Origin of the sequence: Chitinophaga eiseniae, from assembly GCF_900167135.1 — a bacterium.
Classification (GTDB): domain Bacteria; phylum Bacteroidota; class Bacteroidia; order Chitinophagales; family Chitinophagaceae; genus Chitinophaga; species Chitinophaga eiseniae.
Genome location: NZ_FUWZ01000001.1, coordinates 595,027 through 609,218, shown reverse-complemented (window position 1 = coordinate 609,218; position 14,192 = coordinate 595,027). Strand labels below are relative to the sequence as shown.

The 14,192-nt window shown below is 50.7% G+C and carries 14 protein-coding genes; 4 read left to right on the top strand and 10 right to left on the bottom strand.

Going from position 1 to position 14,192, the window contains the following annotated elements:
- Positions 1-119: 119 nt before the first annotated feature.
- The 5 genes from B5D63_RS02560 to B5D63_RS02540 form a co-directional block, all read right to left on the bottom strand.
- A complete protein-coding gene (locus tag B5D63_RS02560) occupies positions 120-1,247 on the bottom strand; it encodes a cysteine desulfurase family protein (protein WP_078667200.1) in 1,128 nt (375 codons plus the stop codon).
- Between the two features lie 115 nt (positions 1,248-1,362).
- Positions 1,363-2,076 carry a LytR/AlgR family response regulator transcription factor gene (locus tag B5D63_RS02555; RefSeq protein WP_078667199.1) on the bottom strand — a complete coding sequence of 238 codons (714 nt, stop codon included), beginning with the start codon at positions 2,074-2,076 and terminating at the stop codon, positions 1,363-1,365.
- The gene (locus B5D63_RS02550; RefSeq protein WP_078667198.1) at positions 2,073-3,377 is read right to left on the bottom strand and encodes a sensor histidine kinase; all 1,305 of its coding nucleotides are present in this window, start codon (positions 3,375-3,377) and stop codon (positions 2,073-2,075) included. Before B5D63_RS02550 ends, B5D63_RS02555 begins: the two co-directional genes overlap by 4 nt.
- A gap of 181 nt (positions 3,378-3,558) precedes the next feature.
- Positions 3,559-3,897, bottom strand: coding sequence for a DUF4907 domain-containing protein (locus B5D63_RS02545; RefSeq protein WP_078667197.1), 339 nt, complete (start codon positions 3,895-3,897; stop codon positions 3,559-3,561).
- Positions 3,890-4,885: a Kelch repeat-containing protein gene (locus B5D63_RS02540; protein WP_078667196.1), complete on the bottom strand. Its 996-nt coding sequence runs from the start codon at positions 4,883-4,885 to the stop codon at positions 3,890-3,892. The genes B5D63_RS02545 and B5D63_RS02540 overlap by 8 nt, the downstream gene beginning before the upstream one ends.
- A 307-nt stretch (positions 4,886-5,192) precedes the next feature.
- On the opposite strand from B5D63_RS02540, the gene B5D63_RS02535 reads away from it, so the two are divergent.
- Both B5D63_RS02535 and B5D63_RS02530 read left to right on the top strand, forming a co-directional pair.
- On the top strand, positions 5,193-6,521 hold the full coding sequence (locus tag B5D63_RS02535) for a DUF4270 family protein (RefSeq protein ID WP_159455868.1): 1,329 nt from the start codon (positions 5,193-5,195) through the stop codon (positions 6,519-6,521).
- 11 nt (positions 6,522-6,532) lie between these two features.
- Positions 6,533-7,762 carry a BamG family beta-barrel-assembly machinery protein gene (locus B5D63_RS02530; RefSeq protein ID WP_143312743.1) on the top strand — a complete coding sequence of 410 codons (1,230 nt, stop codon included), beginning with the start codon at positions 6,533-6,535 and terminating at the stop codon, positions 7,760-7,762.
- On the opposite strand, the gene B5D63_RS02525 is transcribed toward B5D63_RS02530, so the two are convergent.
- A complete protein-coding gene (locus B5D63_RS02525; protein ID WP_078667193.1) occupies positions 7,763-9,127 on the bottom strand; it encodes a GH1 family beta-glucosidase in 1,365 nt (454 codons plus the stop codon).
- 312 nt (positions 9,128-9,439) lie between these two features.
- Here B5D63_RS02525 and B5D63_RS02520 point away from each other — a divergent pair, with 312 nt between their 5' ends.
- Entirely contained in the window at positions 9,440-10,504 is a 1,065-nt protein-coding gene (locus B5D63_RS02520) for a formylglycine-generating enzyme family protein (protein ID WP_078668506.1), read from the top strand.
- Here B5D63_RS02520 and B5D63_RS02515 read toward each other — a convergent pair.
- From B5D63_RS02515 to B5D63_RS02500, 4 genes are all read right to left on the bottom strand, one after another.
- Positions 10,481-10,981, bottom strand: coding sequence for a DsbA family protein (locus B5D63_RS02515; RefSeq protein WP_078667192.1), 501 nt, complete (start codon positions 10,979-10,981; stop codon positions 10,481-10,483). The two genes, B5D63_RS02520 and B5D63_RS02515, sit on opposite strands and share 24 nt — an antisense overlap.
- A 32-nt stretch (positions 10,982-11,013) precedes the next feature.
- Positions 11,014-11,472 carry a redoxin domain-containing protein gene (locus B5D63_RS02510; RefSeq protein ID WP_078667191.1) on the bottom strand — a complete coding sequence of 153 codons (459 nt, stop codon included), beginning with the start codon at positions 11,470-11,472 and terminating at the stop codon, positions 11,014-11,016.
- Between the two features lie 125 nt (positions 11,473-11,597).
- A complete protein-coding gene (locus B5D63_RS02505) occupies positions 11,598-13,274 on the bottom strand; it encodes a M56 family metallopeptidase (protein ID WP_078667190.1) in 1,677 nt (558 codons plus the stop codon).
- Between the two features lie 16 nt (positions 13,275-13,290).
- The gene (locus B5D63_RS02500; RefSeq protein WP_078667189.1) at positions 13,291-13,650 is read right to left on the bottom strand and encodes a BlaI/MecI/CopY family transcriptional regulator; all 360 of its coding nucleotides are present in this window, start codon (positions 13,648-13,650) and stop codon (positions 13,291-13,293) included.
- Positions 13,651-13,782: 132 nt separating this feature from the next.
- On the opposite strand from B5D63_RS02500, the gene B5D63_RS02495 reads away from it, so the two are divergent.
- Positions 13,783-14,169 carry a hypothetical protein gene (locus tag B5D63_RS02495; protein ID WP_078667188.1) on the top strand — a complete coding sequence of 129 codons (387 nt, stop codon included), beginning with the start codon at positions 13,783-13,785 and terminating at the stop codon, positions 14,167-14,169.
- Positions 14,170-14,192: the final 23 nt, after the last annotated feature.

The window sequence follows — 14,192 nt, the reverse complement described above, 5'->3', positions numbered from 1 at the left end:
TTTTTGATTTACGATTTTTTGATTTCATAGATTGATAAAAAAGGAGACCAAAGCGAGTTTTATCCGCTTTGGTCTCCTTTTTTATTCTCGAAATTTAAAAATCGTAAATCAAAAAATCCCTAAATCAACTCCTTCAACTTGGCAATCACCTTATCCACCTCTGTTCTTGTATTGTTTTTGGAGAAGGAGAAACGCACCGCTATCTGGTTAGGATTGCTGTTGATGGCGCGGATCACATGAGAGCCCGCATTGGCCCCGGACGTGCAGGCGCTGCCACCGGAAGCGCAGATACCGTTAATATCGAGGTTGAACAGGATCATTTCGCTCTTCTCTGACTTCGGGAAAGATACGTTCAGCACAGTGTACAGGCTACGGCCTTTCAGGTCGCCGTTGAAGGTAACACCCGGAATATTCTTTTCCAGTTCAGCCGCCATGTACTGACGCAGGTCGTTGATATAGGCACTGTGCTCCGCATGATGTTCTGTGGCCAGTTCCAGCGCTTTGGCAAACCCGATGATACCGTAGAGGTTTTCGGTGCCGGCGCGCATATTGCGTTCCTGGCTGCCTCCCTGGATGTAGGGAGTAATTTTCACATTTTCATTAATATACAGGATACCCACGCCTTTAGGGCCGTGGAATTTGTGTCCTGCAGCGGTAATGAAATGGACCGGCGTATTACGCAGGTCAAACGGGTAATGTCCTACGGTTTGCACGGTATCTGAATGGAAGATAGCGTCAAATTCCTTGCACAGGGTGCCTACGGCGTTCAGATCGAGGAGATTGCCGATTTCGTTGTTGGCGTGCATCAGCGTTACCAGGCATTTCCCGCCTGCATTTTGCAATAACTCGCGGAGGTGGTCCATGTCAATATGGCCGGATGGCAGTATTTTGACAAAAGACAACCCGATACCACGATGGTGATGCAGGTACTCCACGGTGTGCAGGGTAGCATGGTGTTCTATCGGGGAAGAGATGACGTGTTTGCATCCCAGGTCGTTGATCGCAGCATTGATAGCCGTATTGCTGCTTTCGGTACCACCGGAAGTAAAAAAGATTTCTCCCGGGTGGGCGTTCAGGATCTTCGCCACTGATTTACGTGCATTTTCTATACCCAGCCTGGTTTCTCTTCCATAAGAGTAGATAGATGAAGGGTTACCGAACTTTTCCGTCATATAAGGCAGCATGGCATCCAATACCACCGGGTCCAGAGAGGTGGTCGCTGCATTATCAAAATAAATTCTTTCCAATGTTGGTGGTTTTTGATGAAGGCTATTTTCTAATGGTGCCACCAAAGTTCCGAAAAATTTGGGTATTTTGATATTCAGATATTTTCAAATATCAAAATACCCAAATCTCAAATGGTCAGGAATTTCTGTTGATCAGGTCATAAAAACGGTCGCGGTAGCCATCGCTGATGGGGATGGACTGGTTAGCGATCATCACGGTATTTTTTTCCACCGAATTGATTTTATTGAGTGACACCAGGTAAGAGCGGTGTACGCGGATAAACTTATCGGCCGGCAGGCGGGTTTCGAATGACTTGAGGCTGCGCAGCGTCAGCACGGGCAGATTGGGAGTATAAATTTTCGTATAGTCTTTGAGTGCTTCGATGAAAAGAATGTCTTCAAGATTGATCTTGATGATTTTATATTCTGTCTTGATAAAGATGTAGTCGTTGGAAAAAGTGGCGGTATCAAGGGGCGCCGCCTTCTGCTGGTTAGCCGTAAACGTTTCACCCGCTTTGGCGGCCGCTTTCAGGAAACGTTCGAACGGAACGGGTTTCAGCAGATAATCCACTACATCGAGGTTAAATCCGTCCAGCGCATACTCCCCGTAAGCGGTGGTGAAGATGACCATCGGCGGGTATTTCAGGGACTTCAGGAACTGTATGCCGGTGATATCCGGCATCTTGATATCCAGAAAAACCAGGTCCACTGGTTCTTCCTGGATAAAGCGCAGGGCATTGGCGGCGTTTTCAAACTTACCGGCCAGCTGAAGGAAAGGCACTTTGCGGATGTAGTCCTCCAGGATTTCCAGCGCCAGCGGTTCGTCATCCACAGCGATACACTTTATCATTTTTTCAATACTATTTTAAGATCCACAATAAACTGGTTGTCTGTTTCCGTAATAGTGATTTCATGGTCTCCATGATAGAGCATGTCCAGTCTTTTCAATACGTTCTGTAACCCGATACCGCCTCTTTCGGATACCCGTTCTTTAAAGAGGCTGTTTCTGACAATTAATCTGATCATATTTTCGGTAATAGTGATGTCGATGTTGATAAAGGATTCTTCGGCATAGCTGATGCCGTGCTTAAATGCATTCTCCACAAAAGGCACCAGCAGCATCGGTTCTATCAGGAAGCCCGACGCCCGGCCATCTACATGATAATGGATGTCAATTTCCTGCGGCAACCGCAACCGTTGTATATCGATGTAATCCTGTAGGTATTTCAGTTCCTGCTCCAATTGTACTTTGTCCTCATTGGATTCGTAGATCATATACCGCATAATGGTTGACAACTTCAGGATCGCGTGTTCTGTTTGTCCTGATTGTTTATGTGCCAGTGAATAAATAGTATTCAGACAATTAAAAAGAAAATGCGGATTGATTTGTGACTTCAGGAATTTCAGTTCTGCATTCAGTTTTTCTACTTTCAACGCTTCCCGTTGTTTTTCACTTTCAAACCACTCTACAGCAATTTTGATGAATCCACTCATAAACAACATCAGCAATGCAAAAAAACCAGAGCGGCGAAGCACTTCCGGGAACAACAGGTAATCCCAGAAAGAGACTTTGTCTTCAATGACCCGGAACCAGCGTGGCGGCGGCATTGGCATAGTCGTCATCACCGGCTTGGCCATGGAAGTGACATGTACTTTGGTATTGCCCAACGGTGTGGCCATGGCGCTGGCAGTTAACCTTACGCCCTCTTCTTCTCTCAGGTCATAACGATGGTTAAACGAAGGAAACGTCCTGGTTGTTACATCATTGGCTAATTTGGCTTTATCCAGCCGCACGGTCATCATCGGGCCACGGCCGATATAATTGCGGAAGAAATAAAAGTCCAGCGCCGCCTGCTGCGCGGTAATAAACACCACCAGTAATATCACGGTGCAGAGGTACTGTACAATCTTCTGGCGGTTGAAATAACGCGGTATCAGTACATAGATGTTCAGATAAAAAATAGCGATCAGAAAGAGGTTGTCAATCAGCTCCTTGACAAAAAAAGTTTTATGCAGAATCTGAATACGGTAAATGAAAAAAGGAAAGAATAAAAAGCATACCCATGCCAATATGTGCAGGGAGACGACGACCGGGCGATTCTTTAATATACGTTTGAAATGGAGCATCATTGTAATTGATGCGATAAACATACAACGGTATCCGGTATAGCGTGTGTTAAAGTTTGTTAATCCTGGTATAAGGGATTGTTAAAATTGGAACGAGATCAAAAGCTTCTTAAAATCTTCTTAAAATTGCGCCCACAGGGAATCCCACCCGGTCTTAAGACGTCTTAAAACCAGGCGGGATCACACCTCTGAACAGACAACATTCTTATTGCACGCCAGCTACCTGCATTTTCATTAATTCCGTTAGTGTTATGGTGGGCCTTTGATGCGCCATCAGTTTTTCCACCACTGCCTGTCCCACCCTTTGCGCATCTGTCTTCGTGCGGAAAGGCCGGTTGCCCGCGATGCCGGGAATCACATCCTGGCAGATGAAAGAACGATGGTCCACCATCACCTGGTAGCCCCAGCCGCCGCCCGTTTCAAAGGGCACTACTGTCAGCTGCACCATATCTGCATCCGGCGAGGCGTGCCGGTGATACCGGTACGCTGCCGGCAACAGCAGCAGCGTTAGCGGCACGGTCCATATTAATTTTCGTTTAGTCATACTGGTTATATTCCGCCGTTGGGTCAAATTCAAACATATTATCGAACGGCTGGCTGGAGCTGGTGCCCAGCACAACAAAGCCCCTGTCTTTCACGGAAAAGCCGGTGGCCCCGTTGCGTGCCGCCCCTTCAAAATCCGTTTTCTGCACCCACAGGTCAGTACCCGGATTGTATTCCCATACAGCAGACGACAGGCTGCTTTTGGTGCCGGACACTACATATCCCAGGCCGCGCATTGCGAAAGACGCGGCGCCGCTGCCTTTGAAATTATAATCGTCGTCATAGCTCTGATCGGTTACGTTGTCGATAGCACGCAGTTGTGTCCATGTTTCGGAGGTCCCGTCAAACGAGTAGAAATCCGACACATAGCTACCGTTGGCAATACCCATGCACAGGTAGGCTTTGTTGTTGATCACAAATACATTGGCATCCTGCCTTTTACCGCTGGTAAGGCTTTGTACCTGTGTCCATGCGTTGGCCGCCGGATCATAGCGCCAGTTGTCTTTCAGCCAGTTGCCGTCATATCCTGTGGCGACATATCCTTTATCATTCAGTGCAAAAGCGACGGCGCCATACCGTGCCGTGCCGGTAAAATCCGCCTTGCGGGCCCAGGTATTGGCAGCAGGATCGTACTGGTAAAAATCATTCAGCTTGTTGAGCCCGTCATACCCCGTACCGATGTATCCTTTTCCGGCAATGGCCATACCAACAGCGCCGCTGCGGCCTACGCCCGGGAACGGTGCTTTCTGCGTCCACTGGTTCAGGGTCACATCAAACACCCAGAAATCCTGCAGCCTGTTTTCACCATCGTAACCGGTGCCGACATAGGCTTTGTTATCTATCACAAAGGAAGCGGCAGCGCTTCTGCCCACCCCTTCAAACTCAGAACGCTTGATCCAGTTGCCTACTTTAGTAGTCGTGGAGGAGTCCTTGGAACAGGCCACCAGGGAAGCGACCAATAATAAACTGTAACCTTTTAAATAACGCATTCGCATGTTCGTTTTACTGTCGCCAAAATTATCCGTGGAAGCATTCCGGCAAACAGGAAATAGACATTCCCCTCTTTTTAACTGACGGATACCGCTTTTTCATCTGCCAGCAGTAATCTTTTGCGTTTGACCGCAATACAGGCCCTTTTGGCGGCACAAAGAACAGAACAATGGATTCATCGATGAATAATGCCCGTTGGCATATTACAGCAACGGCAAGTATCGATCGTGTCTAAAATTGCGCACCATGAACTATGATTTTTTTTCACGCAAAGGAATAAGAAGGAAGCAAAGGAATGTAAGGCCTTTGGCTTTATTTGTTTCACGCAAAGGCGCCAAGCAGCAAGGCAACGTAAGATATTTGCTGCTGCTGGTATGGCTGACCGGTATGGCAGCCTGCCAGAAGGCCGGCTTCTCCTATGATAATGTGATAGACGACCAACAAACGGACTATATCCTTACCGACACCCTGTCGGTAGCCATGAAAACCATCCGGTATGATTCCGTGCCTACCTCCGGCACCGGCATGTTGCTGGTAGGCACCCAATCAGACCCTTACCTGGGCGCCGTCACCGCCGGTTCCTACTTCCAGCTCATACAACCTTCGGGAGCGAACATACCGGTCAACGGCTCCGGCTTCGATTCCCTGCGGCTCCTCCTGCGCCCCACCGGCTATATCGCCGGCGATTCCCTGCAACCGCAAAGCCTGCAGGTATACCGGGTGACACAGACCATCCAGTTTGCCAAAACATTCTACAACCTCTACAACAACAGTAACTTCGCTACAGAAAACACGCCACTGGGCACTTTCACCGGTATCGTCCGTCCGAAAACGGATAAAACCGTGCGTATCCCTTTATCCGACGCACTGGGCAACCAACTCTTCACCCTGCTGCGCGATAAAAAACCGGAGATGTCGGCCGGACCCAACTTCCTGGATTTCTTCCGTGGCCTGAAGATCGTGCCCGGCCCCGGAAGCGCTTCCCTGATGACGTTTATGGCACAGGACACGTCGCTGACGATGCGCCTGTATTATCATATCAATGAGATCATACCCACAGCAAAATATGTGGATTTTAAGATGAATGCCAGCGAACTGCAGTTCAACCAGATCAGCGTAAACCGCACCGGTACGCCCCTTGCGCAGCTGCAGGGCACTGTAAAGGAACTGCCGTCTTCCGCTACCGGCAACATGTCTTTCACGCAATCACTGACAGGCGTAGGTACCCGCATCGATCTCCCCTATCTCAAAAACATGTCACAACTGGGACAATTTTTTAAGATCATGAAAGTGATCCTCACCGTTTACCCTGCCGCCGGTACTTTCAACGGCAGCAGCCAGATACCTGCCAACCTGGCGCTGTGCCAGGTGGACAAAACCAATACCGTCACCGATACCCTCGCCTATGGCAGCCTCGCGGTAGACAATATGTACAACGAAAACACCTATTACACCTACGACATCACCAACTACTGCAATACACAGCTCACTGCCGACGCCACCGCCCTCCGCGGCCTGCTGCTGACAACGCCCGGCGGCTCCGGGAGAAACAGTTTGGACAGACTGGTGATCAATGACCAGCAGGTACCTAAAAAGAAAATCAAAATACAGGTCTACTACCTGCTGTATAAATAACGGACATGACTATGCGCAAAAAAATATATACTAGTGTAACCGCGCTGTTGCTGCTCGCCAGCGCCGCGGAAGCACAACATGGCATCAACTCTATTTATTCCGCCTACGGCATCGGCGATCTCGAAACAAGGGATTACAGCCGCAATTTCGGGCTTGGCAGCACCGGCATAGGCCGCCGCAACAGCGGCTACCTGAACGAGCTGAATCCGGCCTCCTACAGCGCCTTACCGACGCAGAACTTCATGTTCGACGCCTCCCTGAAAGGTCAATATCTCAGTTACTCCGGCAGCAACATCTCACAGACCGCCACCGACCTCAATTTCAAACGCCTGGCACTCGGCTTTAAAGCAGCCCGCTGGTGGGGCATCGGCGCCGGTATTACTCCCTTCAGCACAGTAGATTACAAGTTGCTCAACAACAAGTTCATCACCGGCACAGGCACCCCCATCACCGCTACCACTACCGGTACCGGCGGTTTGAACCGCGCCTATATCTCCAATGGTTTTCAGCTCAACAAACATTTTTCCGTCGGTGTTTCCACCGGATTCCTGTTCGGCCCTATCAATATCAGTCAGACCGTTGGCTCCGACTCTCTGGCCACACAGCATAACCAATACACCTTCAAGCCCAATTTCACAGCAGGCGCACAATATGTGGCCAAACTATCCAAAGACTGGCAGCTGGGCCTTGGCGCCACCTACCGCTTCGAGACAAAGATGAAGCTGCAACAGAAACTCAACATCGTTAACCAGGACAACACGCCGTATTACACTGAGCAGCTGGCGCCCGGTTATTTTACCCTGCCGGCCGAATTCGGCGGCGGTATCTCCCTCACCAACAACACCATCACCTGGGTGGCCGACTACCGGCGTCAGCAGTGGAACGGCCTGGGCGACAAGGGACTGAATTACTACTACCAGGACGGACAGCGGTTTTCCACCGGCGTGGAATATGCTATCAACAAACAGTACTACAACCGTCCCATAGAGGGGTTGATCTTACAGGCAGGCTTCAGCTACAACGAGTCGCCGCTGGTGATCAAGAATACGGTCATAAAAGATATCTCCGGTACGCTGGGCCTTTCTTTACCCGGCAAAACGGGACAGTTGCGCTACTATGTGGGGATAGAAGCCGGTCAGCGGGGCACTACCGCCAACGGGCTGATCAAGGAGAATTATGTGAATGCGGTGTTTAACTTCAGCCTGCGGGACATCTGGTTCCTCAAGCGGCTGAACCAGTAATCAGGCGTCCGGTTGTAATAATTCGCGGAACCAGTAACCGGAGCTTTTGATGGTGCGGTGCTGTGTTTCAAAATCGATATGCACCAGGCCAAAGCGGGCGCGGTACCCTTCGGCCCATTCGAAGTTATCGGTGAGAGTCCAGGCGAAATAACCATCTACCGGGATACCTTCTTTTCTGGCTTTGAGGACGCCTTCGAGGTATTCGGCAAAATATTGAATGCGGTCTGTATCGTGAATGGTACCGTCTTCCGCGCGCAGGTCGGGGAAGGCGGCGCCGCCTTCCGTCACAATGAGTTTCTTCACGCCATCGTAGGCCCCGAACTGTTTGAGCACTTCATACAGGCCGTTACCGTTGATCTCCCAGCCCAGCGCGGTGGTGGGCACATTACGCGCCCGTGGTTTCACCTCCGATATGTTGACCACCGGCATAAAAGCGTTGTATTTTACCACGAGTGGAAAATAATTCTGCACCCCGATAAAATCGAAGTCAAACGCCAGTTTATCCCAATCGCGCCACAGGGCGTAACGTCTTTCAATACGTTTTAACAGCGGAAAATCATCTACCGGGTAACCCATACCCAGCGCGGGTTCCAGGAACAGCCGGTTGAACAGCGCATCTGCTTTGCGGGCTGCCTGCAGGTCTTTTTCGTTGTTGGTAAACGGGATGACCTGCGAGCAGGACAGGGCCGTACCGATATTGGCGCCGGCCACCTCTTCGCGCAGTACACGCCCTCCTTCTGCCTGTGCCATCACCGTGTGGTGCACCGCCGGCAGAAACCAGGACAGCCCGATTTTACCGGGCGCGTGTACCCCCAGCATATATCCCAAAGCCGTGAACCCAAAAGGTTCGTTGAGGACGATCCAGTTTTTCACCTTGTTGCCGAAAGCTTTAGCACATACCCGTACATAGTTTTCGAAGGCGAATACCACGCCGCGGTGGCACCAGCCGCCTTTGTTTTCCAGGGCCTGTGGCAGGTCCCAGTGATACAGCGTCACATAGGGTTCCAGCCCCAGTTCCAGGCAGGCATCTATCACGCGGTGGTAGAAGTCAATACCCGCCTGGTTGACAGCGCCTGTACCGCCGGGGATGATCCTCGCCCAGGACAGGGAGAAGCGGAACACGTTGAACCCCAGCATTTTCGCCAGCAGGATATCCTGTGTATAACGGTTATAGAAATCGCACGCCACCTGTGCGTGGGTTTTATCGCGGATTTTTCCTTTGCGGCGGGAGAAGGTGTCCCAGATGGAGGCTCCTTTGCCGTCGAGGTCGTGTGCGCCTTCGTTTTGAAACGCAGAAATGGTGACGCCCCACAGGAAATCATCCCCGAAATCCTTCCGGGTGAAAGGGATGGCTGATTGTAGCATATCTAATAGCTGAATAAACGGTGCAGCCGGGCTGCATCAGATCAACCTGCAGTTTACGACTCTTTGCGTAAAAAAGTGATTATTTTATTGTTAACAGGGAGAGTTCACGCAAAGCACGCAAAGCAGCAAAGAGCGCAAAGATCATATAAGCGAGCAGAGAAAGCAAAGGAGCGGAGATCAAATTTGATCTCCGCTCCTTTGCTTTCTTATTTTAACTTAAAAAAATCTTTGCGCTCTTTGCTGCTTTGCGTGCTTTGCGAGAACTCCGCGGGACCGCTTTGCTTCTTTGCCGGAAAGCTTTATTTTGTGCAGATGACCAGGCATTTGATATATCTCAGCATAATGGCGGCGGCCTTTACGGCCTGCGGGGGCGGCGGTAAAGCGCCCGTTCAGCAGGATACGGCTGTTGCAGCCACCGGGGCACCGGATACTTTGAACCGGATGGTATTGATACCGGGCGGCAGTTTCAGTATGGGCGCAGATGACAGTACGGGCATGCCCGACGAGTATCCCAAACATACTGTCAGGGTAGACAGTTTCTGGATGGATGAACATGAGGTCACCAACCGGGAATTTGCTGCTTTTGTGGCGGCCACCGGTTATGTCACCACTGCTGAAAAGCCGATTTCGAAAGAAGAGCTGATGGCCAGTCTCCCTCCGGGTTCTCCGGAGCCGGACAGCAGTATGCTGGCGGCAGGCGCGCTGGTATTCACGCCGCCTGACCACCGGGTACCGTTGAATGACGTGTCCGGCTGGTGGAGTTTTATTGCCGGCGCCAGCTGGCGGCATCCGGAGGGGCCGGACAGTGATATCAAAGGCCGCGAAGATCATCCGGTGACCCAGATATCCTACCTGGATGCGCAGGCTTACGCACAATGGGCAGGCAAGCGGCTGCCGACGGAGGCAGAGTGGGAATATGCCGCCAGGGGCGGACTTTCCAATCAGCTATATCCCTGGGGCGGCGAAGCGCTTACCAGCGGCGTGGCGAAGGCTAATACATGGAACGGACATTTCCCTTACGATACTACTACCACAGACGGTTTCACGGCAACAGCGCCGGTGAAATCGTATAAGCCTAACGGTTACCAGCTCTACGATATGGCCGGCAATGTATGGGAATGGGTGTCTGACCTGTACGATGTCAACTACTACGCGCAGGTGGGTAATGGTACTGCCAACCCTGCAGGGCCGGCAAAGGGGTATGATCCGGAAGATCCGGGGCAACAGAAACATGTGATCCGTGGGGGTTCCTACATGTGCAGCGATGAGTACTGCCGGGGGTACCGGGTGTCTGCCAGAATGAAGACAACGCCGGAATCGGGGCTTGCAAATCTCGGTTTCCGTTGTGTGCGGTCAGTGGCGAACCACGGCGAGTAAGTTCCGATAATCGCCGTTAAACCGCTTTCCGTTAATGAAAAAAGTGGGCGTACCGTTTACACCGCTGCGGATGCCGCTTTCAAAATCAGCTTCTACTTTGCTGACCAGTATGTTGTCCTGCATGTCTTCCCGGAACTGGTCCAGGTTCAGCTGCAGTTGTTGCGCCAGTTCAGTGAACAACTCATCAGAAAGTTCCTGCTGATGCTGGTACAGGGCATCATGCATGGGCCAGAACTGTTGTTGCCTGGCTGCTGCTTCTGTTGCTATAGCGGCATCCATGGCGTACTCGTGCGATTCTGCCAGCGGAAAGTGGCGGAAGACGAACTTTACATTGCCGAGCGCCTGCAACAGGTCGCGGACTATTCCAAAAGCTTCCCCACAATAAGGACATTGAAAGTCGCCATACTCCACAATCTCCGTGGAGCCTTGCTGGTTACCTGTGACGTGGTCGCGGCTGGTAATGGGAGGTGTAAGCATATGTTTCAATTACAAATGACGAAAGAGCGGTATCAGGCCGTTGCGTTCATCGTTTCCAGTGCCTGCAGGATACCATCGGCGCCCGGGTTCTCCCCGATGGGCGACAGATAGCTCCATTGTATTACACCCTGATCGTCTATGACAAACAGCGCACGCAGGCTCTCACCATTTTTATACACGCCATATTGCCGGGAGACAGCCCCTTTCGGTTCAAAATCGGCCAGCAGGTCGAAATGCAGGTTTCTGTCCTTTGCAAAAGCCTGGTGGCACCATTTTCCGTCTACCGAAATACCCAGTAATACCGCGTTATGACGTTCAAAAAAACGGAGCATTTCGTTGTACAGTCCCATTTGATCGGTACATACCGGGCTCCAGTCGGCCGGATAAAACGCCAGTATCACATTTTTACCCCGGAGGTCCGAAAGCGTAACCATTTTATCGGGAGATGCCGCGAGGGTAAAATCGGGTGCTTGATCGCCTTTCTGTAACATAGACAACAATTTTATCCGGGTGCTTAAGTATAACGTTAAGGTCCGGAGAAAGTTGTCTTTCAACAAAAATGCCACGGTGGCGGACCGTGGCTTTTTGTGGGTTAATATGCGTAGTTTATTGTCTATTATTGCTTTCCGGTTTTTTGCGTGTTTTTCTTGTCCTGAACGATGATTTTATCAGCCGTGATGGAGACAGCGTTTTCGGAAGTAATATTCGCTACCGGATTCCCTTCAGCAACGATTTTAACGTTTACCTGCGAGTCGGTATTGGTACTGGTGTTCGTGTTGGCATTGGTATTTGTATTGGTCTTTACGTTCGTCGCAGCGTTTCCCGTATGCACACCGCTACTTTGTGTAGCCATGAAAGTGGAGGCTCCTCCGGAAGTGGCAGTACCGGCAACAGTAGATGTAGGAGCGGCGCCGAAACGTTTTTTCCCGGTAGCTACCCAGGTACGGGTGTAGATGGCCACAATTCCATTGCGGGCTTTTTCACCGTATTGAGTAAGAACGTCGTCAGTGATGCCGCTGCCCTTGAATACGTTAACAGATTCTATGTCGTTTGGGTTGAGACTGTTCATTTCTGCCTGGGTGATCACCCTGTCATTGAGCAGATAGAGTGGTTGTTCACCTCCGGTCCTTACCGCTATGGCAGGTTTTGCCTGTGGGGCCGGACTGGGATGGCTGTTGGCTTTGGGAGCCGCATTTTTTGCTGTTGCAGCGGGTTGGGCTGTGGGGGCATTTTGTGCGTCCGCCATGGCGACCTTTACCTCGTCGCCCTCCTTTACTATCCTGATTCCCATGGGAGCGGCCGCCACCGCCGGCTGAGAGTCGCGGACAGCTTTCACCCCCTCTGGACCAACAGAAGTCTTGTTGTAGTGGAGCGATAATACCAGGCTTCTCTCCTGGGAGTCGCGGACAGCTTTTACCACCTGCGGACCAACGGAAGCCCTGCTGTAGTTGAGCGATAATACCAGGCCTCCTACCACTGCGCCGAGCGCCACATAGCGCACCAGCTGGAAAGTGGATGATTTTTTCCTGTTCATCATAATGATCCTGTTTTTTAAATGTGAGAAATTGAAATTGTTTGCGATGGCCGTCGCATATGGGATCCCACTAACTTTTATGAGACTGTATTGATAAGCGGCTTTGTCTACGCCTTCTTTGAGCAGATGGCGGTCCGTAATAAATTCCAGGTTTTCACGGATGGCCGTTTTCATGAGCCATGCGCCCGGATTAAACCAGTAGAAGATGTTGTTCAGTTCTCCCAGCACCACATCCGCGCTGTGCCACTGCCGTACATGTACTTTTTCGTGGCTGAGGATGCCCAACCTTTCTTCCGGCAGGTGCAGGGAGGGGTTGATATAAATATGGCGAAAAAAAGAAAATGGGTTTACCTGCTGCTGCAAAGCCCTTACGGGCACGCCGTCTACATTGGCCGGCCTGGAACACCGGTGTATTTTCCACAGGGACAGTAACTGTATGGCGAGGCGTACCGTCATGACCGCTACTCCTGCCCAGAAGACATACACGAGGACGGTCCACATGGTGAATCGTTCAGCCGGTGCCGTTAGTGCGCTGAGGTCCGGCAGGTAAGCGATACCGCCGGCGAGGGTTTCATGCCGTTCCACAAACGTGTTGACAGACACCAGCGGAAACAGGGATGAGCAAACGATGCCGCACAACAGAAATACACGATTAAGCGTGTAAAAAGTCAGCCGCCGCAGCCCCAGCCGGTAAGCCAGGAAAAATAAGGTAAGCGCCACATTGGCTTTGAACAGGTATATCAGTATGGCAGGTATCATTGTTTCCGGGTTTTAATCATTTACCGTTTTCAATCATCTTAATGATCTCTTTCAACTCTTCCGGGCTGATCTTTTTCTCCTTCGCGAAGAAGGAAACCAGCTCTTTGTAGGAGTTCTCGAAGTAGTCCTTTACAAAACCATTCATGAATTTGTTTTTGTAGGTCACTTCCGCGATCACCGGCGTGTATTCATATACGTTACCTACCTTCCGGCTTTCCACATATCCTTTTTTCTCTAAATTTTTAATTGTAGATGCCAGCGTAGTATAAGGCGGCGCCGGCGCCGGATGGTTCTCCAGAAAATCCTTCACAAACCCTTTCTCCGTTTTCCATATCGCCAGCATGGCCGCTTCCTCCTGCTGTGTGAGTTTTTCCATATAGTGTGTGAATTAACTTAATTACGAATGTTTCGTAAATCTACGAAAGTTTCGTAATTCAAAATATATTTTTTTCGGGAGATGAAGACTATTCCCATAACTAATTAATTATCAATAGATAAAATCATAATCATGATAAGAATTGCAGGGAGTGTGAAGAAACAGTGCGAGGTGAGGGGTGGCGGGGAGAAGGCTAAGGCGAACTGTGAAGGTGGAAGCGAAGGCAGAAGGCGGAGACGGAGACGGAAGCTAAAGATGAAGAAGTGGAAGAGGCAGGCCGTGGAGACGGAGGCGAAGGCGGAGGCTAAAGTTGAAGAAGGAGAAGAGGCAGGCCGTGGAGACGAAGACGAAGGCGAAGGCAGAAGACGGAGGCTAAAGTTGAAGAAGGAAAAGAGGCAGGTCGTGGAGACGAAGGCGAAGGGCGAAGGCAGAAGGCGGAGGCTAAAGTTGAAGAAGGAAAAGAGGCAGGTCGTGGAGACGAAGGTGAAGGGCGAAGACCTGGGTAATAAAAAGGGCTGACCTCATCAGGCCAGCCCGGTATA

Bases quoted from the DNA above. Each gene is read 5' to 3' on its own strand.
- B5D63_RS02505 (WP_078667190.1), bottom strand. From the start codon at position 13,274: ATGATACCTGCCATACTGATATACCTGTTCAAAGCCAATGTGGCGCTT.
- B5D63_RS02550 (WP_078667198.1), bottom strand. From the start codon at position 3,377: ATGTTTATCGCATCAATTACAATGATGCTCCATTTCAAACGTATATTA.
- B5D63_RS02495 (WP_078667188.1), top strand. From the start codon at position 13,783: ATGATAAGAATTGCAGGGAGTGTGAAGAAACAGTGCGAGGTGAGGGGT.
- B5D63_RS02540 (WP_078667196.1), bottom strand. From the start codon at position 4,885: ATGCGTTATTTAAAAGGTTACAGTTTATTATTGGTCGCTTCCCTGGTG.
- B5D63_RS02500 (WP_078667189.1), bottom strand. From the start codon at position 13,650: ATGGAAAAACTCACACAGCAGGAGGAAGCGGCCATGCTGGCGATATGG.
- B5D63_RS02530 (WP_143312743.1), top strand. From the start codon at position 6,533: ATGCGCAAAAAAATATATACTAGTGTAACCGCGCTGTTGCTGCTCGCC.
- B5D63_RS02515 (WP_078667192.1), bottom strand. From the start codon at position 10,981: ATGCTTACACCTCCCATTACCAGCCGCGACCACGTCACAGGTAACCAG.
- B5D63_RS02510 (WP_078667191.1), bottom strand. From the start codon at position 11,472: ATGTTACAGAAAGGCGATCAAGCACCCGATTTTACCCTCGCGGCATCT.
- B5D63_RS02545 (WP_078667197.1), bottom strand. From the start codon at position 3,897: ATGACTAAACGAAAATTAATATGGACCGTGCCGCTAACGCTGCTGCTG.
- B5D63_RS02555 (WP_078667199.1), bottom strand. From the start codon at position 2,076: ATGATAAAGTGTATCGCTGTGGATGACGAACCGCTGGCGCTGGAAATC.
- B5D63_RS02520 (WP_078668506.1), top strand. From the start codon at position 9,440: ATGACCAGGCATTTGATATATCTCAGCATAATGGCGGCGGCCTTTACG.
- B5D63_RS02525 (WP_078667193.1), bottom strand. From the start codon at position 9,127: ATGCTACAATCAGCCATCCCTTTCACCCGGAAGGATTTCGGGGATGAT.